General features: G+C 69.9%; 30 protein-coding genes. All 30 read right to left on the reverse strand.

The genetic code is table 11. The features are described from left to right. Window positions 1–1830, reverse strand: a complete 1830-nt coding sequence (gene glmS, locus IVW53_07990) for a glutamine--fructose-6-phosphate transaminase (isomerizing) (GenBank protein MBF6605505.1) — start codon at window positions 1828–1830, stop codon at window positions 1–3. A gap of 49 nt (window positions 1831–1879) precedes the next feature. Continuing rightward, window positions 1880–3211, reverse strand: coding sequence for a phosphoglucosamine mutase (gene glmM, locus IVW53_07995; protein ID MBF6605506.1), 1332 nt, complete (start codon window positions 3209–3211; stop codon window positions 1880–1882). A 2-nt stretch (window positions 3212–3213) separates the two neighbouring features. Further along, window positions 3214–4452 carry a hypothetical protein gene (locus tag IVW53_08000; GenBank protein ID MBF6605507.1) on the reverse strand — a complete coding sequence of 413 codons (1239 nt, stop codon included), beginning with the start codon at window positions 4450–4452 and terminating at the stop codon, window positions 3214–3216. Next, a complete protein-coding gene (locus IVW53_08005; protein ID MBF6605508.1) occupies window positions 4449–5441 on the reverse strand; it encodes a TIGR00159 family protein in 993 nt (330 codons plus the stop codon). The genes IVW53_08000 and IVW53_08005 overlap by 4 nt, the downstream gene beginning before the upstream one ends. 47 nt (window positions 5442–5488) lie before the next feature. Next, window positions 5489–6520 (reverse strand): tetratricopeptide repeat protein, encoded by a 1032-nt coding sequence (locus IVW53_08010; GenBank protein MBF6605509.1) that lies wholly within the window; start codon window positions 6518–6520, stop codon window positions 5489–5491. Beyond that, window positions 6513–7496: an ornithine carbamoyltransferase gene (gene argF / locus IVW53_08015; protein ID MBF6605510.1), complete on the reverse strand. Its 984-nt coding sequence runs from the start codon at window positions 7494–7496 to the stop codon at window positions 6513–6515. The genes IVW53_08010 and argF overlap by 8 nt, the downstream gene beginning before the upstream one ends. 23 nt (window positions 7497–7519) lie before the next feature. Next, window positions 7520–7918, reverse strand: a complete 399-nt coding sequence (gene rpsI, locus IVW53_08020) for a 30S ribosomal protein S9 (protein MBF6605511.1) — start codon at window positions 7916–7918, stop codon at window positions 7520–7522. A gap of 16 nt (window positions 7919–7934) precedes the next feature. Beyond that, window positions 7935–8366 carry a 50S ribosomal protein L13 gene (rplM, locus tag IVW53_08025; protein MBF6605512.1) on the reverse strand — a complete coding sequence of 144 codons (432 nt, stop codon included), beginning with the start codon at window positions 8364–8366 and terminating at the stop codon, window positions 7935–7937. After that, a complete protein-coding gene (gene truA / locus IVW53_08030; GenBank protein ID MBF6605513.1) occupies window positions 8363–9136 on the reverse strand; it encodes a tRNA pseudouridine(38-40) synthase TruA in 774 nt (257 codons plus the stop codon). The genes rplM and truA overlap by 4 nt, the downstream gene beginning before the upstream one ends. A 31-nt stretch (window positions 9137–9167) precedes the next feature. Further along, the gene (gene rplQ, locus IVW53_08035) at window positions 9168–9521 is read right to left on the reverse strand and encodes a 50S ribosomal protein L17 (protein ID MBF6605514.1); all 354 of its coding nucleotides are present in this window, start codon (window positions 9519–9521) and stop codon (window positions 9168–9170) included. A gap of 3 nt (window positions 9522–9524) precedes the next feature. Continuing rightward, window positions 9525–10514, reverse strand: a complete 990-nt coding sequence (locus tag IVW53_08040) for a DNA-directed RNA polymerase subunit alpha (GenBank protein ID MBF6605515.1) — start codon at window positions 10512–10514, stop codon at window positions 9525–9527. Between the two features lie 10 nt (window positions 10515–10524). Then, entirely contained in the window at window positions 10525–11151 is a 627-nt protein-coding gene (rpsD, locus tag IVW53_08045; GenBank protein MBF6605516.1) for a 30S ribosomal protein S4, read from the reverse strand. A gap of 30 nt (window positions 11152–11181) precedes the next feature. Next, window positions 11182–11577, reverse strand: a complete 396-nt coding sequence (rpsK, locus tag IVW53_08050) for a 30S ribosomal protein S11 (GenBank protein MBF6605517.1) — start codon at window positions 11575–11577, stop codon at window positions 11182–11184. A gap of 18 nt (window positions 11578–11595) precedes the next feature. Next, window positions 11596–11967, reverse strand: coding sequence for a 30S ribosomal protein S13 (gene rpsM / locus IVW53_08055; GenBank protein ID MBF6605518.1), 372 nt, complete (start codon window positions 11965–11967; stop codon window positions 11596–11598). A gap of 3 nt (window positions 11968–11970) precedes the next feature. Further along, complete coding sequence (gene rpmJ / locus IVW53_08060) at window positions 11971–12084, reverse strand: 50S ribosomal protein L36 (GenBank protein ID MBF6605519.1); 114 nt, start codon at window positions 12082–12084, stop codon at window positions 11971–11973. Between the two features lie 37 nt (window positions 12085–12121). Then, a complete protein-coding gene (gene infA, locus IVW53_08065; protein MBF6605520.1) occupies window positions 12122–12340 on the reverse strand; it encodes a translation initiation factor IF-1 in 219 nt (72 codons plus the stop codon). A 100-nt stretch (window positions 12341–12440) separates the two neighbouring features. Next, the gene (map, locus tag IVW53_08070) at window positions 12441–13229 is read right to left on the reverse strand and encodes a type I methionyl aminopeptidase (protein MBF6605521.1); all 789 of its coding nucleotides are present in this window, start codon (window positions 13227–13229) and stop codon (window positions 12441–12443) included. Beyond that, the gene (locus IVW53_08075; GenBank protein MBF6605522.1) at window positions 13229–13894 is read right to left on the reverse strand and encodes an adenylate kinase; all 666 of its coding nucleotides are present in this window, start codon (window positions 13892–13894) and stop codon (window positions 13229–13231) included. The genes map and IVW53_08075 overlap by 1 nt, the downstream gene beginning before the upstream one ends. Next, complete coding sequence (gene secY / locus IVW53_08080) at window positions 13891–15174, reverse strand: preprotein translocase subunit SecY (protein ID MBF6605523.1); 1284 nt, start codon at window positions 15172–15174, stop codon at window positions 13891–13893. The genes IVW53_08075 and secY overlap by 4 nt, the downstream gene beginning before the upstream one ends. A 1-nt stretch (window position 15175) precedes the next feature. Beyond that, on the reverse strand, window positions 15176–15808 hold the full coding sequence (gene rplO / locus IVW53_08085; GenBank protein ID MBF6605524.1) for a 50S ribosomal protein L15: 633 nt from the start codon (window positions 15806–15808) through the stop codon (window positions 15176–15178). Next, the gene (gene rpmD, locus IVW53_08090) at window positions 15805–16026 is read right to left on the reverse strand and encodes a 50S ribosomal protein L30 (GenBank protein ID MBF6605525.1); all 222 of its coding nucleotides are present in this window, start codon (window positions 16024–16026) and stop codon (window positions 15805–15807) included. The genes rplO and rpmD overlap by 4 nt, the downstream gene beginning before the upstream one ends. Continuing rightward, on the reverse strand, window positions 16016–16558 hold the full coding sequence (gene rpsE / locus IVW53_08095) for a 30S ribosomal protein S5 (protein ID MBF6605526.1): 543 nt from the start codon (window positions 16556–16558) through the stop codon (window positions 16016–16018). Before rpsE ends, rpmD begins: the two co-directional genes overlap by 11 nt. 19 nt (window positions 16559–16577) lie before the next feature. Then, window positions 16578–16940 (reverse strand): 50S ribosomal protein L18, encoded by a 363-nt coding sequence (gene rplR / locus IVW53_08100; protein ID MBF6605527.1) that lies wholly within the window; start codon window positions 16938–16940, stop codon window positions 16578–16580. Window positions 16941–16961: 21 nt separating this feature from the next. Then, complete coding sequence (gene rplF / locus IVW53_08105; GenBank protein ID MBF6605528.1) at window positions 16962–17513, reverse strand: 50S ribosomal protein L6; 552 nt, start codon at window positions 17511–17513, stop codon at window positions 16962–16964. A gap of 6 nt (window positions 17514–17519) precedes the next feature. Then, window positions 17520–17918, reverse strand: a complete 399-nt coding sequence (gene rpsH / locus IVW53_08110; protein ID MBF6605529.1) for a 30S ribosomal protein S8 — start codon at window positions 17916–17918, stop codon at window positions 17520–17522. A 6-nt stretch (window positions 17919–17924) separates the two neighbouring features. Continuing rightward, window positions 17925–18110: a type Z 30S ribosomal protein S14 gene (locus IVW53_08115; protein ID MBF6605530.1), complete on the reverse strand. Its 186-nt coding sequence runs from the start codon at window positions 18108–18110 to the stop codon at window positions 17925–17927. A gap of 18 nt (window positions 18111–18128) precedes the next feature. Further along, on the reverse strand, window positions 18129–18671 hold the full coding sequence (gene rplE, locus IVW53_08120) for a 50S ribosomal protein L5 (protein MBF6605531.1): 543 nt from the start codon (window positions 18669–18671) through the stop codon (window positions 18129–18131). Next, on the reverse strand, window positions 18668–19108 hold the full coding sequence (gene rplX, locus IVW53_08125) for a 50S ribosomal protein L24 (protein MBF6605532.1): 441 nt from the start codon (window positions 19106–19108) through the stop codon (window positions 18668–18670). Before rplX ends, rplE begins: the two co-directional genes overlap by 4 nt. Continuing rightward, window positions 19108–19476 carry a 50S ribosomal protein L14 gene (rplN, locus tag IVW53_08130; protein ID MBF6605533.1) on the reverse strand — a complete coding sequence of 123 codons (369 nt, stop codon included), beginning with the start codon at window positions 19474–19476 and terminating at the stop codon, window positions 19108–19110. The genes rplX and rplN overlap by 1 nt, the downstream gene beginning before the upstream one ends. Further along, window positions 19473–19838, reverse strand: coding sequence for a 30S ribosomal protein S17 (rpsQ, locus tag IVW53_08135; protein MBF6605534.1), 366 nt, complete (start codon window positions 19836–19838; stop codon window positions 19473–19475). Before rpsQ ends, rplN begins: the two co-directional genes overlap by 4 nt. Window positions 19839–19854: the final 16 nt, after the last annotated feature.

The following is a 19854-nucleotide window of genomic DNA, read 5'->3' on the forward strand; positions in this document are numbered from 1 at the left end:
CTACTCGACCGTCACCGACTTGGCGAGGTTGCGCGGCTGATCGACGTCCGTGCCCCGGGCGACCGCCATGTGGTAGGCGAACAGCTGCAGCGGGATCACGGCGAGGACGGGAGCGAGCGCCTCGTGGGTGTCCGGGACCCAGCAGACGTCGTCCGCGAAGCGCTCGATCTGGGTGTCGCCCTCCGTCGCGACCGCGATGACCTTCGCATCGCGCGCGCGGCCCTCCATCACGTTGCTGATGAGCTTGTCGTACGTCGACGAACGGGTCGCCACCGCGACGAGCGGACACTCGGCGTCGAGGAGACTGATCGGTCCGTGCTTGAGCTCGCCGGCCGCGTAGCCCTCCGCGTGGACGTAACTCACTTCCTTGAGCTTGAGCGCGCCCTCGAGCGCGGCCGGGTACGTCTGACCGCGGCCGACGAACATGAAGCCCCGGGAGTTCACGTAGCGACGGGCGAGGAGGGCGGATCCGGTGGCGTGTTCGAGGGCCCGTTCCGCCGCTGCCGGGAGGGCGCGGAGCGCCAAGCCCAGGGCGAGCTCGGTCTCGTCGGCGAGGCTTCCCCGGGCCTTGGCGATGGCCGCGGCGAGGATGACGAGCGTCGTCACCTGGGTGACGAACGTCTTGCTCGCCGCGACCGCGATCTCCGGGCCTGCCTGGAGGAACAGGACGGCATCCGCTTCGCGGGTGATCGCCGAGCCCACGGTGTTCGTCACGGCGACGATCGGGCAGCCGCGTTCGCGGGCGAGGCGGGTCGGGGCGATCGTGTCGGCGGTCTCCCCCGACTGGGTGACAGCGATGACGAGCGTCCGGCCGTCGAGCGGCGGCGGCGCGTAGCGGAACTCGGAACCCACGGTGGCGCGGGCGGGAAGACCGGTCCAGTCCTGGAGGGCGGCCGCTCCGACGAGCGCCGCGTAGTACGCACTGCCGCAGGCGACGAGCTCGATCCGCTCGATCGCGCCGAGGATCCCGGCGACGGGACCGAGCTCGTCGACGCGGATGCGGCCGTCCCGGCCGACGCGCCCGGTGATCGTGGCCCGCAGGGCGTCCGGCTGCTCGTTGATCTCCTTGAGCATGAAATGGGCGTAGCCGCCCTTCTCGGCCGCCTCGAGCGACCACCCGATCGTCGTGGTGACACGCTCGCGCGGGACGCCGTCCACCCCGCCGATCGAGACGCCGCCCGGTCGCAGGTCGGCGATGTCGCCCTCCTCGAGGAAGATGACCCGGTCCGTGTGGGCGAGGATGGCGGCGACGTCGCTCGCGAGGAACGATTCGCCGTCGCCGAGACCCACGACGAGCGGGACGTTCATGCGGGCCCCGACGAGGCGGTCCGGTTCGCCGCGGTGCATCACCGCGAGGGCGTACGTGCCCTCGATGTGGCCGAGAGCGAGCCGCGTGGCGGCGGCGATGTCGCCGCTGTAGGCCTCCTCGATGAGATGGGCGATCGCCTCCGTGTCGGTCTCGGACGTCAGCGTGTGACCGCGGGCCTCGAGCCCGTCGCGGAGCTCGCGGAAGTTCTCGATGATGCCGTTGTGGATGACGGTGATCGCGCCGCTGCAATCCTGGTGTGGGTGGGCATTCAGATCGTTCGGCCGACCATGCGTCGCCCAGCGGGTGTGGGCCAGGCCGATCGCCGCGTGGGGCGTCCGGTCCGCGATGGCGGTCGCGAGATTGGCGAGCTTGCCCGCCCGCTTCTCGACGAACAGGTCGCCCCGTTCGTCGACGAGCGCGATGCCCGCCGAGTCGTAGCCGCGGTACTCGAGCCGCCGCAGGCCATCCATGAGGATCGGTCCCGCCTCGCGGGGTCCGGTGTAGCCGACGATGCCGCACATATTGGTGTGTCTCCTCGCGACCCCGCTGAGGCGCGCCCCTGGGGCCCGGTCAGTCTAGACGGTCTCCGGCGAGTGCCGCCAGCGCGTCGGCGAGCTCCGCGACGAGCTCCGGATCCGTGCCTTCGACCATGACCCGCAGCGCCGGCTCCGTGCCCGACGGCCGGACGAGGATCCGACCCCCCGGACCGAGCCGCGCCCTGGCGTTGCGGATCGCTCCCTGGAATACCGGATCCCCCTCCCACTGGTCGCGATGACGCGCGGGCACCGCGCGCTGTTGCTGCGGGAGCAGCGGGATCCTCGCGGCGAGCTCGCGGAGCGACGCGCCGGTCCGGGTCATGACGCGGAGCACCTCGAGGGCGGTGACGATCCCGTCGCCCGAGGTCGTCTGCTCGAGGACGATGACGTGGCCGCTCTTCTCGCCTCCGAGCGTGGCGCCGCTCACCTGCATCCCCTCGAGGATGTACTTGTCGCCGACGGGCGTCCGGACGACCTGCCCGCCGGCCGCCTCGACGACGGCCTGGAGGCCGCCGTTGGAGAGGACCGAGACCACGAGGGCGCCCCCGGGAAGCGCACCGCGGACGAGGCGGTCGAGGGCGAGGATCCCGAGGACCTGATCGCCGTCCACGATCGCGCCCGTCGAGTCCACCGCGATGAGCCGGTCGGCGTCGCCGTCGAGGGCGAAGCCGACATCGGCGCCGCGGCCGACGACCGCCTCGGCGAGCGACCCGGGTGCCGTGGCACCGGACCGCACGTTGATGTTGACCCCATCCGGGTCGTTGTGGATGACCTCCACCCTTGCACCCGTTGCGGCGAGGATCTCCGGGCCGAGGGCGCCGCCCGAACCGTTCGCGCAGTCGAGGACGATCCGGACGTCCGTCGGGATCTCCCCCGCGAGGGCAAGCCGAGCCGCGCGATACCGATCCACGAAGGCGCGCGCCCGATGGACCCGGCCGAGCTCGGCGTTGGGGGCGCCGCCGAGCTCCTCGGAGCGCCAGATGAGCGCCTCGAGCTCGTCCTCGATATCGTCGTCGAGCTTGAGGCCCCGTCCGTCGAGGACCTTGAGACCGTTGTCGTCGGCCGGGTTGTGCGACGCGGAGACCATGATCCCGGCCGCGAACTCGGCCTGGCCGGCGATGAAGGCGAGACCCGGCGTCGGGACCACGCCGACGTCATGGACGTCCACTCCGAGGCTCGTCGCGCCGGCCGCGATCGCCGCGACGAACATGTCGCCGGAGCGCCGGGTGTCCTGGCCGACGACGATCGCGCCGCCCGCACCCACGAGCCGGTGGGCCGTCGCCCGGCCGAGCGCGTAGGCGAGGGTCGGTCGGAGGTCGACGTTGACCACCCCGCGGATGCCGTCCGTGCCGAACAGGCGGGCCACCGTCAGGGCCCCGAGGGTGAGGGGGACGGCGAGAGGAGCGGTCCGATCGTCACGCCGATCGTCGGCGGACTGACTGCCACCACCGTGAGACCGGCGGGCAACGTCGCCTTGAGGGGAACGTCATGCACACCGGGAGCGAGTCCGTTGACGTCCGCGATCAGGACGAGCGCGTCGCCCTGGATCGTCGCCAGGTCGGCGGCCGACCCGCCGATGGTCACGAGCACCTGGGCCGTCGACAGCGTGTAGACGCGGTCCTGGCGGGCTCCCGCGAGGACCGGTCCGACGCTGAACGTGCGGGTCCCGGTCGCCGCGCTGACGCGGGCCGTGATCGAGATGGTCGACGTCCCGAGGACGGCGACGCCCGGCGGCAGGACGAGGCCGACCGCCCCCGTCACGTCGGACGCCGCGCCGGTGACAGAGAGAGGTTGGGTATCAAGCTTCGTGAGTGCCTTGAGGGTCACGATGTCGCCCTCCACCGTCACCACGAGAGGCGCCACGTCGACCGAGGTGAGGGTATAGCCGGTCGCCGGCGTCCCGGTGACGATCGGGTTCACCGGCAGGGACCGACTCTGCAGCTGGCTCCCGACGAGGATCCGGACGCGAACGCTCGACGGGTTGAGGTGGACCTGGCTGACGGCGATCCCACGGGCGTCGATCGCCTCGAGGTCGACCTGCTGGTCGATCGACACGCCCGACGGGTCGATCCGGACGCGAGCCACGGCCGCGACGACCTGGCTCACGTTCGACTGCGTTCCGGAGACCGTCACCTGGGTCACGTCGACGATCGGCGGGCGGACCTCGAGTCCCGATGGCGCCGTCCCGCTGTCGACCTGGACCGGGACGACCTTCTCGCGGAGCGGATCGAGCCGCACGGAGATGAGCCGCGGCGTCCAGTCGAGGACCTGGACCTGCGGGTCAGGCGAGGTGACATTCACCGCGACGACGAAGTCGTTCGAGGAATCGGGGGAGGCCGTCGAGAGGTCGATCCAGGCGGAGAACATGTCGCCCGAGATCCGATTCGCGACATCGACGGGGGCGAAGTAGCGGATGCTCGTCACGTACCGGATCCCGCCGAGGAGGACTGCCGAGGCCGGCTGGTTGCGGACCTCGATCGCCACCTGGCCACGCCAGTCGTTCGAGTTCTGCGACAGGACGAGCACGACGTAGAGGAGCGCAGCCAGGCCGATCGCCGCGAGCTTCAGCGGCCAGTTGTGGAGGACGAGACGGAACGTCCGCCTCACCGGTGCGCCCGTGCCGCAGCGACCGCCCGAGCCTCCTCGTCGGCGTCGCGGTCGGCCGGCTCGACCCGATCGGTCCGCTCCTCCCGCGCGGCCCGGCGGTCGCGGCGGCGTCCGACCGCCCGACCCAGATCACGGAGGCGAGACGCCCGGCCGCCGAGCCCCGCATCGCCCGGACCCACGGCCCGCAGGTCGAAGATCGATCGACGGCCGGCGCTCGGGTCGAGGAGGGCGGTGAGGGCCCGGGCGAGCTGTCCCTCGGACAGGTTCCGGACGATCCGGGCCCGCTCGACGAGGCTCACCTGGTGGTTCTCCTCGGACACGACGACGACGACCGCATCCGTCTGCTCCGTGATCCCGAGGGCCGCCCGATGCCGCGTCCCGAACCGCTCCGTGTGGACCGACGTCTCGGCGAGCGGGAGGAGCGCGCCGGCGGCGAGGATCCCGTCGTCGCGGATGATCACCGCGCCGTCGTGGAGGGCGCTCCGGGGCATGAAGATCGACTGGAGCAGGTCCACCGAGAGGTCCCCGTGGACCATGACGCCGCTCTCGGCGACCTCCTCGAGTCCGGTCTCGCGCTCAAGGACGATGAGGGCGCCGTGGCCGTCCGTCGACATGAGCGAGGCCGCATGGGCGACGGTCGTCGCGACGTGTTCGGCGGTCCGTCGCTCGCTCGGCGAGACGAGCCAGGCGAACGATCCCACCCGGCCGATCCGCTCGAGGGCGCGGCGAAGCTCGGGCTGGAACACGACGACGAGCGCGAACAGCCCGACGACGCCGCCGGTCTGGAGGATCTGCGAGAGGAGGCGCAGCTCGAACGCCTGCGCCGCGGCATAGACGGCGAAGAGGACGCTGACACCGATGACGAGGCGGACCGCGCGCGTGCCGCGGATGAGGCTGAAGAGCCAGTAGATGAGGAGGGACGTGATCGCGATGTCGACCACCGTCGACAGTCGGACCTGGTCAAGGATCGACTGGAGGAGCTGCGGCATCGTCCGCGCAGTCTACATCGCACCATCCGGCCGCCCGGCGTCCGGCGTCAGGCGCAGAGGGCGGTGAGCCGTGGATCGTCGGGGAACCATGCCTCGACGACCTGGCAGAGGCGCGCCCGCGCGGCCGGGTCGACGTCAAGGTCGAGCAGACGGCCGAGCAGGGCGAGCTTGTCGGCGGCGAGGCCGCTCCATCCCCTGGCGAGGTAAATCTCGGCGAGCTCGAGGTGGAGCGACGGGTCCGCCGGGACGACCGCGAGCGCCTGGTGGCAGAGGTCGAGCGCCGCCGCGTAGTGGCCGGCCGCGACATGCACGCGGGCGGCATCGAGGAAGGGCCGTCCAGCGGCCATGGACACGGCCGACTCGGGCGCAGCGGCCACGGACACCTCGGACGCGAGGGCAGCGGACTCGAGCGCAGCGCCCGCCGCGGTGGCACGTCCGTCGAGACGGAGGGTCGCCGCGGCGATCGTCGCATCGTCGGCCGGGCCGGCATCCTCCGGAGCGAGGGGCAGCGGGTCGGATCCGATGACCGGGGCGACGGCATCTTCGGCCTCCGCCGCGCGATCCGGAGGGTGCGCTGCGGCGACCCCGCCGAGGACGCGAACCGCCCGCGCCACCGCCGCGTCCGCGTCGCTGCCGCCGGACGACCCCCGGAGACGGCCGAGCAGGCCCTCCACCTGGCGGCGACGCTCCTTCGACTCCGCCTGCTCGAGGGCGCGGCCCGCGGTGGCGCACGCCTCGGCGAGCCGGCCGGCCGCCTCCTGGACGTCCGCGAGTCGATCGTAAGCGTCCGCCGCCGCGATGCGCCTGCCCATCCAGGCGAGCGTCTCGGCGCGGCCGGCGAGTGAGGCTTCATCACGCGGCGCCACGGCAAGGGCGGCGTCGAATGCGGCGAGTGCCTCCGCGGATCGGCCGGCTCGGGCAAGGACGGCGCCGCGACTCGCGTGCGGAAGGGGACGATGCGAGGCGAGCGCGCTCGCCTCCGTGTACGCCGCAAGGGCCTCCTCGGTCCGGCCACGGAGCGTCGCCTCGTGGCCCCGTCGGAGCGCGTCCTTGTACCGCTCGAAGAGCGGCTCACTCATGCGGCGCCTCGAGCAGCTCGGCGAGCAGGCCCTTCTGGGCATGGAGCCGGTTCTCCGATTGCGCCCAGACGAGACTCCGTGGACCGTCCATCACCGCATCCGTGATCTCGTCGCCGCGGTGGGCCGGCAGGCAATGCATCGCGACCGATTCCGGACCGGCCGTATCGAGGAGCGCGTCGTCCACTCGGTAGTCGGCGAACGCGACGCGACGCGCGGCCACCTGTGACTCCTGGCCCATCGACGTCCACGCGTCCGTGTAGACGACCGCAGCGCCGCGCACGATCGCCCGGGGATCGCGGTCGAGGACGATGCGGGCGCCGGACGTCTCCGCCATCCGGCGGGCGCGGGCCACGATCGCCGCATCCGGGCCGTATCCGTCCGGATGGGCGAGCCGGATCTCCATCCCGAACAACGCTCCGGCAAGGACCAGGGAGTGGAACACGTTGTTCCCGTCCCCGACGAACGCGACGATCACGCCGTCGAGGCTCCCGAAACGCTCCCTGAGGGTGAGCAGGTCGGCGAGGACCTGGCACGGATGCTCGCGGCTCGTCAGGGCGTTGATGACCGGGATCGCGGCACGGTCCGCGAGTTCGGCGATGACCTCGTGTTCGCCGATGCGGGCCATGATCCCGTCGACGAACCGCTCGAGGTTCCGGGCGACGTCGCCGACCGACTCGCGCTCGCCGAGACCGACGTCCGCAGCGGCAAGGTAGATGCCATGGCCCCCGAGCTGGGTCATCCCGGCTTCGAAGGTCACGCGCGTCCGGAGACTCGGATGCTGGAACAGCATCGCCAGTGATCGACCGGCGAGCGGCGGCTCGAGGTGCCCGTGGCGGGCGAGGAATTCCCGCTTCAACGCAGCGGCGCGGTCGAGGATCCGGTCGAGCTCCGGACGGGTGAAGTCGCCGATACCGACGAAGTCGCGGCCGCGAAGGGGCGACCGGGACGACGTCCCGGGTGGATCGACGGCCGCCATCTGCGGGCCCTCGATCCGGACGGTCAGCGCTTCGTGTACTGCGGCGCCTTGCGGGCCCGCTTGAGGCCGTACTTCTTGCGTTCCTTCATCCGCGGATCGCGAGTGAGGAGGCCGGCCTGGCGGAGGGGCAGCCGATTGCCGTCGGGATCGAGCTGGAGGAGCGCCCGGGCGATGCCGTGGCGGATCGCCCCCGCCTGGCCGGTGACGCCGCCGCCCTCGACCTTGATCATCGCGTTGAAGCGACCCTCCGTGCCGGTGACCCGGAAGGGCATCCGCAGATCCGCCTCGTTGAACGCGTTGCCGAAGTGCTCGTCGAGCGATCGGCCGTTGACGACGATCGCTCCTTCGCCGGGGAGAAGCCGGACGCGGGCGGTCGCCGTCTTCCGACGACCCGTTCCAAAGTAGAAGGCAGGTGTGATCATCGGTACGTGCTCCTCCTCAGGCGAGCGGCTCAGGCCGCTGGGCCTGATGCGGGTGGTCCGTCCCGGCATAGATCTTCAGCTTGCGGAGCTGCTGGGCGCCGAGTCGATTGCGCGGCAGCATTCCCTTGACGGCGCGGCGGATGACCTCTTCCGGTCGGCGGGCGAGGAGATGGCCGAGCGTCTCCTCCTTGTAGCCCTGCGGATGTCCGCTGTGCCGCGCGTAGATCTTCGATTCGAGCTTGTCGCGCGTAACCGCGATCCGGGCCGCGTTGAGGACGATCACGTGGTCGCCCGAGTCGAGGTTCGGCGTGTAGGTCGGCTTGTTCTTGCCCTCGAGGACACGGGCGATGCGCGACGCGAGCCGGCCGAGCGTCTCGTCCGTCGCGTCGACGACGAACCAGCGTCGCTCGATCTCGCTCTCGCGGAGCGTGTACGTCTTGACGTTCATCGGTCTCCGTGTTCTCCGTGTGCTCCGTGCTGTCCGCCGGTCCGCCGTCCCATGACGACGCGCCGGAGACAGAGTCCCTTCGCCGGGGCCATCGCCCCGTCGAGTGCCGGTCGGCCCGCGACGAGTGCCGCGGCGACCGCCGATCCATCCATCTCACCCCGGCCGACCTCGAGGAGGACGGCCACGATCCGCCGGACCATGCCGCGGAGGAAGGCGTCCGCCGCGACGTCCACCGTCACGACCGACCCCGTCCGCCGCACCCGGACCCGGTGAAGGGTCCGGACCGGTCCCCGGTCCACCGCCCCGAAGGCGGAGAAGTCGTGCCGGCCCACGAGGGCCTGCCCGGCTCGCTCCATCGCGACGGCATCGAGCGGGCTCCGCACCCCGAGCGCCTGTCGCTCGCGGAGCGGACTGCGCGGCCCGTTCCACACGGTGTAGCGGTATTCCCGATACCGCGCCGCAAAGCGAGGATGGAACGCCACCGACGCTCGTCGCAACCCGTGGATCGCGACGTCCGCCGGGAGCAGCGCATCGAGCGCCCGGCCGAGTTCCGCCACCGAGAGCCGCCCGTCGTAGGTGAAGGCGATCACCTGTCCACTGGCGTGCACTCCGGCGTCGGTCCGACCGGCTCCGTCGACCCGCAGCCTCCGACCGTCCGCGAGGCGGGCGAGGGCGGCTTCGAGCTCCCCTTGGACCGTCCTGGCTCCAGGCTGGGCCTGGAACCCGGCGAAGTCCGTACCGTCATATTCCACCCGCGCTCGGCAGCGCACGGGCGCGTCCTCTCGGACGCTCGACGTGGCGTCAGACCAGCTCGATCTGGACGATCTCTGCCGCATCTCCGACGCGCTGTCCGATCCGGACCAGGCGGGTGTACCCGGACGTCCGGTCCGCATATTTCGGGGCGATCTCGTCGAACAGCTTGCCGACGACGAGCGGCTCGTTCGGGAAGGCGGCGATCACGGCTCGTCGGGCGGCGAGGTCGCCACGCTTGGCGAGGGTGATCATCCGCTCCACCCGGCCGCGGATCTCCTTCGCCTTCGCCTCGGTGGTCCTGACGCGTTCGTAGCGCAGGACCGAGACGGTGAGATTCCGATACAGGGCCAGACGCGGCCCCTGCTTCCGGGAGAGCTTTCGACCGTCGATGCGATGGGCCATCGATCAGGCCTCCTCGTCCTCGAGCGGCGCATCCGCCTCGGGCTCGTCGAAGCCGTCGGCATCCGTCTCCGGCACGACGAAGCCGCGCATCCGGAGCCGCTCCTTCATCTCGTCGAGCGACTTCTTCCCGAAGTTCCGCATCCGCAACAGGTCGTCGTCGGACAGCTGGAGCAGCTGGCCCACCTTCACGATGTTGTTCCGCTTGAGCGAGTTGTAGGCGCGCATCGGCAGATCGAGCTCTTCGATCGGCATGTCGAGCATGTTCGGGGGCAGGGCCGGCACGCCGCTCCCCGCCGTCCCGCCGGCGAGCGCCGGCATGCCCACGGTGACGAAGTGCTGGAACTCGTCCACGAGGCGGGCGGCGGCGCGTGAGAGCGCCTCCTCCGGGCCGATCGTGCCGTCGGTCTCGATCTCGATCGTCAGCTTGTCGTGATTCGTGTCCTGACCGACGCGGACACTGTCGATCCAGTAGTTGACCTTGCGGACCGGGGTGAAGATCGCATCGACCGCGATGACGCCGATCGGCAGCGCCTCGGCGCGCTCCGCGCCGATGTAGCCGATGCCGCGCTCCACGGTCAGGTCCATCTCGATCGTCAGGTCGTCCTTGTCGATCGTCATGAGCAGCTGCTCGGGATTGACGATCTCGACGTCCGCCGACTCGGTGATGTCCGCCGCGGTGACCGGGCCGGCGCCGCTCTTGATGAGGCGCAGCTGGACCGGGTGGCTGGCGAAGCTCTTGAGACGGAGCTTCTTCACGTTGAGGACGATCTGCGTCACGTCTTCCTTGACGCCGGGGATCGTCGAGAATTCCTGGTAGACGTCGCGGATCTGGACGGAGGTGACCGCCGCTCCCTCGAGCGACGAGAGGAGGACGCGGCGCAGGGCGTTACCGATGGTGACCCCATACCCCGCCTCGAGCGGGCCGGCCTCGTACTTGGCGTAGAAGCCCACTTCCTCGACGGATTCGATCTGTGGGGTCTCGAGTTCGATCATGATCGGGCGATTACCTCGAGTAGTACTCGACCACGAGCTGCTCGTTGAGGTCGAGCGGCATCTGGTCGCGGCGTGGCAGGTCGGCGATGGAGCCGGCGAGCGTCGCGGCATCCACCGCGAGCCATTCCGGTCCCTGGTGGGAGCGGAGCGTTTCCTTGGCGGTCTTGAACGGATCGCGCCCGACGCGCGACTCCCGGACGGCGATCCGGTCTCCCGAGGACAGCTGATACGACGGGATGTTCGTCGGCCGACCGTTGACCGCGAAGTGACCGTGGTTCACGAGCTGACGGGCCTGGGCCCGCGAGCTGGCGAAGCCCATCCGGTAGACGACGTTATCGAGCCGGAGCTCGAGCATCCGGAGGAGGTTCTCGCCGGTGACGCCGGGCCGGGCCTCGGCCGCATCGAAGTAGTTCTTGAATTGGCGCTCGAGCACGGAGTAGACGCGCCGGACCTTCTGCTTCTCGCGCAGCTGGAGGCCGAACTCGCCGACCTTCCGGCGCCGCACGCCGTGCTGACCGGGTGGGGTCGGGCGGCGTTCGAAGGCGCACTTCTTCGTATAGCAGCGACTGCCCTTGAGGAAGAGCTTGGCGCCCTCCCGACGGCAGAGGCGGCAGACGGAACCGGTGTAACGGGCCATGTGATCCTTGACCTGTGGTCCTGACGGGGCTCAGACGCGCCGGCGCTTGGGAGCGCGGCAACCGTTGTGCGGGATGGGCGTCACGTCGGTGATGGCGGAGACTTCCAGTCCGGCGGCCTGGAGCGACCGGATGGCCTGCTCGCGGCCGGCGCCGGGTCCCTTGACGAACACCTCCACCTGGCGCATCCCGTTCTCCATCGCCCGCTTCGCAGCGCCATCCGCGGACAGCGCTGCCGCGTAGGGCGTGCTCTTCCGCGATCCCTTGAAGCCGGCCACGCCAGCGGAGCCCCAGCTGATGACGGCCCCGGAGAGGTCGGTGATGGTGATGAGCGTGTTGTTGAAGGTCGCCTGGATGTGGACGTGCCCCTGCGGGACGTTCTTCCGCTCCTTGCGCCGGACCTTCAGTGCCCGCTTGCGTTCGGCCATACGGTGGGTCAGTCCTCGCTATTTCTTGCGCCGGACGCCGACGGTCTTCTTCGGACCGCGCCGTGCCCGCGCATTCGTCTTCGTCCGCTGGCCACGCACCGGGAGGTTGCGTCGATGGCGCATGCCTCGATACGAGCCGATCTCGATGAGTCGCTTGATGTTGAGCGCCACTTCCCGACGGAGGTCACCTTCGACCTTGTAACGCCGATCGATGAGCTCGCGGAGGCGGTTGACCTGTTCGTCGGTGAGGTCGCGGACCCGGGTGTCCGGGTTGATGTTGCTCTGGGCGAGGATCCGCTGGCTCGTGGGCAGCCCGATGCCGAAGATGTACGTGAGGGCGACCTCGACGCGCTTCTCGCGCGGGATGTCCACACCGGCGATTCGTGCCATCGGTTACCCCTGCCGCTGCTTGTGTTTCGGGTTGCTGCAGATGACCATCACCGTCCCGTGGCGACGAATCACCTTGCACTTGTCGCAGCGGGCCTTGACGGAAGCTCTGACTTTCAACGGACCCTCGTGGCTGTGCGTCGCACGCGATCGTCGGTTACTTGAGGCGGTAGGTGATGCGTCCGCGAGTGAGGTCGTAGGGCGAGAGTTCGACCCTGACGCGGTCCCCCGGCAGGATCCTGATGAAGTTCATCCGGAGCTTGCCGCTGATGTGAGCCAGGACCCGGTGTCCGTTCTCGAGTTCGACGGCGAACATCGTGTTCGGAAGCGGCTCGATGACCGTTCCCTCGACTTCGATCGCGTCTTTCTTCGCCACGGGCGCCGTGTTTCCCTTTCTTCGTGACGAGTGCCGGTCGGTGGACCGGCACACGAACGTGCAGAGTATCAAACCAGCGCCGAATCGGCAACTGGCCTGGTCAGACGGTGGTGAGCACCTCGGCACCGCGGTCGGTGACCGCGATCGTGTGCTCGAAATGAGCGGCCAGCGAACCGTCCGCGGTGACGACCGTCCAGTCGTCCGGCAGGACCCGCGTGTCGTACCCGCCGAGGGTGAACATGGGCTCGATCGCCAGGCAGAGGCCCGCCTCGATCCGTCGTCCCGCCCAGCCCGTCCGGTAGTTCGGGACCTGCGGCTCCTCGTGCATCCGACGGCCGATGCCGTGGCCGACATAGTGGCGGATGACGCCGAGCCCGGCCGCTGCCGCGACATCCTCGACGGCCGCCCCGATGGCCTCGATGTGGCTGCCGGGGACTGCGGCGGCGATGCCGGCCATCATCGCCAGGCGGGTCGTCTCGATCAAGCGTCGGGTCGCCTCGGGCGGTCCGTCGCCGACGTAGAACGTGCGGGCCGCGTCGCCATGCCAGCCATCGACGATCGCGCCCGCGTCGACGGACACGACCATCCCTTCGCGGACCGCCCGTTCGGCCGGGATCCCGTGGACGATCTCCTCGTCGATGGAGATGCAGATGCTCGATGGGAACGGACGGCGGGGGTTCGCGCCCGGATAGCCCTTGAACGACGGCGTGGCCCCGGACGCCCGGATGTGGCGTTCGGCAAGGCGGTCGAGGTCCGCGGTCGAGACCCCGGGCCGGAGCTCCGATTCGACGAGCGCGAGGACTTCCGCGACGACCCGGCCGGCACGGCGCATGCGGGCGATGTCGGCGACGGACTTCACGGCGGACGGCCGTGGCCGGGCGAGCGCCATCAGGGAGTCCTCGAGAGCGCGTCCGTGACCTCGCGGATGAGCGCTTCGGTGACCTCGGCGACGGCCTGCCGTCCGTCGACGGTACCGAGCGCGCCGCGCTCGCGGTAGTAGGAGACGACGTCGCCCAGCGCGCCGAGCTGGAGCACGAGCCGCGAGCGGATGGTCTCCGCGCGGTCGTCGTCCCGCTGGTACAGGGGACTCTCGTCGATGTCGCAGACGCCGGGGACCCGCGGCGGTCGGCTCACCTCGTTGTAGACGTGGCCGGCGGCGCGGCAGAGCCAGCGGCCGGACATCCGCCGGACGAGCTCCTCCGCGGGGACCTCGATCGCGATCGCCCGATCCACCCGTCCGCCGCGCTCGGTGAGTGCCGCATCGAGGGCCTCCGCCTGATGCCGGTTGCGCGGGAACCCGTCGAGGATCGCACCGTCCGCCGCGTCGCGCTCGCGGAGCCGCTCGAGGAGCATCCGGATCGTGATCTCGTCCGGGACGAGCTCGCCGCGCTCCATGTAGCCGGCTGCCTCGAGTCCGACGGTCGTGCCATCGCGCACGGCCGTCCGGAAGAGGTCACCGGTCGCGACGTGCGGGACAGCGAGGCGGGCGGCGAGGATCGGGGCCTGGGTGCCCTTCCCGGCGCCGGGCGCGCCAAGGAGGACAACGACGGTCACCGGATGAAGCCCTCGTAGTTCCGCATCATGAGCTGGGCCTCGATCTGTTTCATCGTCTCGACGACGACGCTCACCACGATGAGCAGACCGGTTCCCCCGAGGCCGATCCCGCCGAGGCTCGGCACGATCGCGGCGACGACCTGCGGGGCGACCGCGACGATGCCGAGGAAGAGCGCTCCGGCGATCGTGATCCTGAACACGACCTTGGCGAGGTAATCCTGGGTCGGCCGCCCGGGCCGGATGCCGGGGATGAATCCGCCGTTCTTGCGCAGCTGCTCGGCCGTCTCGTCAGGCTTGAAGGTGAACGCCGTGTAGAAGTACGTGAAGCCGACGGTGAGGACGAAATACAGGATGAGGTACGGCGCGTTGTGGGTGTCGAGGAAGGACACGATGCCGCGCGAGATGCCCGCGATCAGGGGGACGGTGCTCGTCGAGAAATAGGACGCGAGCTGCTGTGGGAAGAGGAGGATGCTGATCGCGAAGATGATCGGGATGACGCCGGCCTGGTTCACCCGCAGCGGAAGGAACGTCGATCCGCCCTGATACATCCGCCGGCCACGGACACGGCTCGCGTACTGGATCGGGATCCGCCGCTGCCCCTCCTGGATGTAGATGATCGCGAACACGGCGGCGATGCCGATGACGAGGAAGACCGAGATCGCCGCGAGGTCCGGCGACTCGATGAAGGTCCGGATGGCGTTCGGGACGCGACCGACGATGCCGGCGAAGATGATGAAGCTGATCCCGTTGCCGATCCCCTTCTCGGTGATGAGCTCGCCGAGGAACATGAGAAGGATCGAACCCGCGGTGAGCGAGACGATCTGGGTGAGCGTCTGCCACGACGACAGCGAGAGGGGCGTCGTCAGGACGGTCCCCTGCGCGTTGAGCAGGGCGAGGAAGCCGTACGCCTGGAGCATCGCCATCGGGAGGCCGAGGTAGCGCGTGTACTGGTTGATCTTGTTCCGGCCGTACTCGCCTTCGCGGCTCAGCGCCTGGAGGGACGGGATGACGCCCGTCATGAGCTGCATGATGATCGAGGCGTTGATGTACGGGTTCAGCCCGAGCCCGACGATCGAGAACGAGGAGAGTCCGCCGCCGCTGAACAGGTCGAGCAGGCCGAACAGCGGGCTGCCGTTGAAGAAGCTCGCGAGCGCCGTCCGGTCGACGCCCGGGACGGGGACGTGGGCGAGGAACCGGAAGACGATGAGGATCCCGGCGACGTAGAGCAGGCGCCGCCGGATGTCGGGCGCGCGGAATGCGTTGAGCAGCGACTCGAACACGTCAGGCGTCTTCGCCGGGCAGGGTGGCGGAGGGCTCGACGTCGCCGGCCGATGCGGGCGCCGCGCCGGTGACCGACGCACGCGCCCGGTCGACACCGAGGGCCGCGAGCGGGCCCGACGAGATCTCGATGACCTGGACCGAGCCACCCGCCGCCTCGATCTTGGCGACAGCCGTCCGGCTGAACGCGTCGGCGACGACGAAGAGCGCCACGCCGATCTCGCCGTTGCCGAGGATCTTGAGCGGCTTGTCGAGGGTCCGCACCGCTCCGACGGCCCGCAGGATCTCCTGGTTGACCGTGATCGGGGCGGCCTTCCGCGACGCGGCCGGTTTCTTCGTCGCGGGGAGATCGCCCGCCTCGAGCGCGCCGAGCTCCACGAGCGCGGCGATCCGGCCGAGGTTGACGACCTCGTACTCGGTCTTGAATGGATTGCGGAAACCGCGCAGCTTCGGGATCCGCCGGTGAAGCGGGGTCTGGCCGCCTTCGAACCAGGGTGGGATCGAGCCGCCGGCGCGAGCCTTCTGGCCCTTCGTGCCGCGGCCGGCGGTCTTGCCACCACCCGCCGCGATGCCGCGTCCGACGCGGGTCCGGCGGGTGTGAGAGCCGGCCGCAGGACGAAGATCGTGGAGCTTCATGCCTTCTCCTTCGCCGCCCCGTCGGACGTCGTCTCCGGGAGCTCCTCCACCGTCACCATGAAGTGGACCTGGCGGACCATGCCCCGGGTCGCCGGATTGTCCGGGATCTCCACGGTGTCACCGATGCGATGCAGACCGAGGGCGCGGACGGTCGCGCGATTCCGCGAGATCTGGCTGATCGTGCTCTTCGTCTGGGTGACTCGAAGCCTAGCGGACACCGGCGGTCTCCCCCGTCGTGGCGGACGGCTGACCGGGGATGACGCTCCGCAGCCGGACGCCGCGGCGGGCGCCGAGCTCCTCCGCCGAATGGAGACTGCGGAGCGCCTCGATCGTCGCCCGCGTCACGTTCACCGGATTCGTGGAACCGTGGGTCTTGGCGAGGATGTCGCGGATCCCGGCGGCCCCGACGACCGCCCGGACGGAACCTCCGGCGATGACGCCGGTGCCCTGCGAGGCGGGCTTGAGAAGCACCCGGCTGGCCGAGTACTCGGTCCGAACCTCGTGGGGGATCGTCGTCCCGACCATCGGGATCCGGATGAGGTTCTTCTTCGCGTCCTCGACGCCCTTCCGGATCGCCTCCGGAACCTCACCCGCCTTGCCGAGCCCGACGCCGACATGACCGGCACCGTCGCCGACGACGACGATCGCGCTGAAGCTGAACCGCCGGCCGCCTTTGACGACCTTGGCGACGCGGTTGATCTGGACGACGCGCTCTTCGAGCGTCAGCTTGTTGGGGTCGATCCTGGGCACGTGGTCTGCTCCTTGCCGATCAGAAGTCGAGGCCGGCTTCGCGGGCGGCCTCGGCGAGCGACTTGATCCGCCCGTGGTACCGGAACCCGGCCCGATCGAAGACGACCCGCTCGACGCCGGCGGACTTCGCGCGTTCGGCGACGAGGCGGCCGACGACCTTCGCCTCCTCCGTCTTCGTCGAACCGGAACCGCGAAGCTCCTTCTCGACGGTGGAGGCGGCGGCGAGCGTCCGTCCGGACGCATCGTCGATCACCTGCGCGTAGATGTGGTTGAGACTGCGGAAGACCGCGAGACGCGGACGCTCGCCGGTTCCCGCCAGCGAGAGGCGGATCCGGTGGTGTCGCTTCTGTCGCGCGGCGCCGCGGCTGGCGACCTGCGTCATCGTCCTCGTTCCTTCATGGTGTTACTTCTTGCCGCCGATCTTGCCGGCCTTGCCGGCCTTGCGGCGGACGACCTCGCCGGTGTAGCGCACGCCCTTGCCCTTGTAGGGCTCGGGCTTGCGGGTGGATCGGACGGTCGCTGCGACCTGGCCGACAAGCTCCTTGTCGATGCCGACGACCGCGACTCGGGTCGGGTTCTCGACCTCGAAGCTGATCCCGGACGGCGGATCGATCTCGATCGGATGGCTGTAGCCGAGGTTCAGCAGCAGCCGTTCTCCGACCTTCTGGGCGCGATACCCGACGCCGGTGATCTCGAGGCCCTTGCGGTACCCGGTCGAGACCCCGATGACCATGTTCGCCACGAGTGTCCGGGTCAGACCGTGGAGCTGCTTGTGGACCTTCTGTTCGGTGGGCCGACTCACGAGGATCGTCCCATCCTCCTGGCGCACCGTCATGTCCGGGTGAAGGTCGCGGTGAAGCGATCCCTTCGGCCCGCTGACCGTGATCGAGCGGCCGTCGATGGCGACGTCCACCCCGGCCGGGACGGCGATTGGAAGGCGACCGATGCGTGACATGCCGCCCTACCAGACGTAGGCCAGGACTTCACCGCCGAGCTCGGCCTTGCGGGCCTGAGCGCCGGTCATGATCCCCTGGCTCGTGCTGATGATGACGATCCCGAGGCCGCCGAGGACCCGCGGGATGTCCGTCTTCCGGGCATAGACGCGGAGTCCCGGCTTGCTGATGCGTTTCAGGCCCGAGACGACCGGCGCCTTGCCGTCGACGTACTTGAGCGTGAGGTGGAGCGTCAGTGCAGCGCCCAGCTGCTCCTCGCGAACGTCGGCGATAAAGCCCTCGTCCTTGAGGATGCGGGCGATCTCGCGCTTCGTCCGGGAGGCCGGCACGACCACTTCCTGATGGCGGGCGCGCGAGGCGTTCCGGACCCTGGTCAGCATGTCCGCGATCGGATCGGAGATGTTCATCGGTCCCTACCAGCTCGACTTCGTCACGCCTGGCAGCTCGCCCACGAGCGCACGCTCGCGGAAGCAGATGCGGCACAGCGCGAACCGGCGCATGAACGCCCGCGGGCGTCCACACACCGTGCAGCGGTGATACGCCTGCACCGGGTGCTTCGGGGTCCGCTTCGCCTTGGCGATGAGTGATTTCTTGGCCATGGATCTCCCTCCCCGCGCCTAGCCGGCGAAGGGCATGCCGAGGAGCTCAAGCAGACGCTTGCCCTCCTCGTCGGTCTTCGCCGTCGTCACGATGCTGATCTCCAGCCCGCGGAGACGGTCCACCTTGTCGTAGTCGATCTCGGGAAAGGCGAGTTGCTCCCGGAACCCGAGCGAATAGTTGCCGCGCCCGTCGAAGGACTTCGAGGGGATCCCCCGGAAGTCGCGGATGCGTGGCAGGGCGAGCGACGTGAGGCGGTCGAAGAAATCCCACATCCGCTCTCCGCGCAGGGTGACCATCGCGCCGACCGGATTGCCGGCACGAAGCCGGAACTGGGCGATGGACCGGCGCGCCCGCGTCACCACCGGCCGCTGACCGGTGATCGTCGCGAGGTCGCCGGTCGCGGCATCGATGGCCTTGGCGTTCGTCAGTGCTTCGCCGAGGCCGACGTTCACGACGATCTTCGAGAGGTGCGGGACCTGCATCGCATTCACGTACGAGAACTGTTTCGTGAGCGCCGGTGCGATCTCCCGCGCGTAGCGCTCCCGGAGGCGGTGCGTCACGGCTTCACCTCCAGCGGCTGGCCGCAATGACGGCAGACGCGGACCCGACGCCCGGTGTCGAGGACGGCGTGGGCGACCCGGGTGGGCCTGTCGCAGTGGGAGCAGACGACCATGACTCGGCCGATCGGGATCGGCTGGGCGAGATCGAGGATGCCGCCCTGCTGGACCTTCGGCATGCGGTCGTTCTGGCCACTGCTCTGACGCGGCTTCGTGTGGCGCTTGGCGATGTTGAGCCCGGTCACGACGACCGACGCGTCTGCGAGTGCCTCGGCGGCCGGGCGATCCCGCCGCGTGCCGATCATCCTGCCGCGCGCCCGACCGGCGACCCGCTCGACGACGCCACGCTTGCCGGCATCCTTGCCGGACAGGACGACGACCGTGTCGCCGGTTCGGATCTCCGGCACCTTGGTCGTGCGCCGGGTGATGGCAGCGCGCATCACAGCACCTCCGGGGCGAGCGACACGATCTTCATGTAGTTCCTGTCGCGAAGCTCGCGGGCGACCGGGCCGAAGATCCGCGTCCCACGGGGGTTGCCCTGGTTGTTGATGAGGACCGCGGCGTTCTCGTCGAAGCGGATGTAGCTGCCGTCCGGTCGGCCGTACTCCTTCGCCGTGCGGACGATGACGGCCCGGACGACGTCGCCCTTCTTCACCGCGGCGTTCGGAATGGCCTGCTTGACACTCGCGACGATGACGTCGCCGACGCCTGCGGTGTTCTTCTGCGAACGGCCCATCACGCGGATGCACTGGATGGTCCGCGCACCGGTGTTGTCGGCGACCTTGAGGCGGGACTGCGGCTGGATCATGCCTCGGCCTCGCCCGCATCCGAGCCGTGCTCGCGCCCGGGGTGCGCCGCGCCGTGGATGGCCTCGCTGGTCGCGGACTCATCGGCGATGAGCTCGCCCCCATGCTCGCCGGCGCGGGCGATCACCTCGATGAGCCGCCAGCGTTTCGTCGCCGACAGCGGGCGGCTCTCCTCGATGAGGACCGTGTCCCCGACGTGGGCGTCGTTGAGCTCGTCGTGTGCCTTGAATTTCGTCGTCAAGCGGATGACCCGCTTGTAGAGCCGGTGGCGCGCCAGCCGTTCGACGGACACGACGATCGTCTTGTCCATCTTGTCGCTGACCACGCGTCCGACCTTCGTCTTCCGCTTGCCGTTCACGGTGATCGCTCCTGTCATCGCT

It is taken from the genome of Chloroflexota bacterium, assembly GCA_015478725.1.
In the GTDB taxonomy this organism is placed as follows: Bacteria; Chloroflexota; Limnocylindria; order Limnocylindrales; family CSP1-4; genus C-114.

Excerpts from the sequence above, each read along its gene's own strand:
- glmS (MBF6605505.1), bottom strand. The coding sequence starts at position 1,830 with ATGTGCGGCATCGTCGGCTACACCGGACCCCGCGAGGCGGGACCGATC.
- IVW53_08005 (MBF6605508.1), bottom strand. The coding sequence starts at position 5,441 with ATGCCGCAGCTCCTCCAGTCGATCCTTGACCAGGTCCGACTGTCGACG.
- IVW53_08010 (MBF6605509.1), bottom strand. The coding sequence starts at position 6,520 with ATGAGTGAGCCGCTCTTCGAGCGGTACAAGGACGCGCTCCGACGGGGC.
- argF (MBF6605510.1), bottom strand. The coding sequence starts at position 7,496 with ATGGCGGCCGTCGATCCACCCGGGACGTCGTCCCGGTCGCCCCTTCGC.
- rpsI (MBF6605511.1), bottom strand. The coding sequence starts at position 7,918 with ATGATCACACCTGCCTTCTACTTTGGAACGGGTCGTCGGAAGACGGCG.
- rplM (MBF6605512.1), bottom strand. The coding sequence starts at position 8,366 with ATGAACGTCAAGACGTACACGCTCCGCGAGAGCGAGATCGAGCGACGC.
- rplQ (MBF6605514.1), bottom strand. The coding sequence starts at position 9,521 with ATGGCCCATCGCATCGACGGTCGAAAGCTCTCCCGGAAGCAGGGGCCG.
- IVW53_08040 (MBF6605515.1), bottom strand. The coding sequence starts at position 10,514 with ATGATCGAACTCGAGACCCCACAGATCGAATCCGTCGAGGAAGTGGGC.
- rpsD (MBF6605516.1), bottom strand. The coding sequence starts at position 11,151 with ATGGCCCGTTACACCGGTTCCGTCTGCCGCCTCTGCCGTCGGGAGGGC.
- rpsK (MBF6605517.1), bottom strand. The coding sequence starts at position 11,577 with ATGGCCGAACGCAAGCGGGCACTGAAGGTCCGGCGCAAGGAGCGGAAG.
- rpsM (MBF6605518.1), bottom strand. The coding sequence starts at position 11,967 with ATGGCACGAATCGCCGGTGTGGACATCCCGCGCGAGAAGCGCGTCGAG.
- map (MBF6605521.1), bottom strand. The coding sequence starts at position 13,229 with ATGGCGCTCGCCCGGCCACGGCCGTCCGCCGTGAAGTCCGTCGCCGAC.
- rplO (MBF6605524.1), bottom strand. The coding sequence starts at position 15,808 with ATGAAGCTCCACGATCTTCGTCCTGCGGCCGGCTCTCACACCCGCCGG.
- rplR (MBF6605527.1), bottom strand. The coding sequence starts at position 16,940 with ATGACGCAGGTCGCCAGCCGCGGCGCCGCGCGACAGAAGCGACACCAC.
- rplF (MBF6605528.1), bottom strand. The coding sequence starts at position 17,513 with ATGTCACGCATCGGTCGCCTTCCAATCGCCGTCCCGGCCGGGGTGGAC.
- rpsH (MBF6605529.1), bottom strand. The coding sequence starts at position 17,918 with ATGAACATCTCCGATCCGATCGCGGACATGCTGACCAGGGTCCGGAAC.
- IVW53_08115 (MBF6605530.1), bottom strand. The coding sequence starts at position 18,110 with ATGGCCAAGAAATCACTCATCGCCAAGGCGAAGCGGACCCCGAAGCAC.
- rplX (MBF6605532.1), bottom strand. The coding sequence starts at position 19,108 with ATGCGCGCTGCCATCACCCGGCGCACGACCAAGGTGCCGGAGATCCGA.
- rplN (MBF6605533.1), bottom strand. The coding sequence starts at position 19,476 with ATGATCCAGCCGCAGTCCCGCCTCAAGGTCGCCGACAACACCGGTGCG.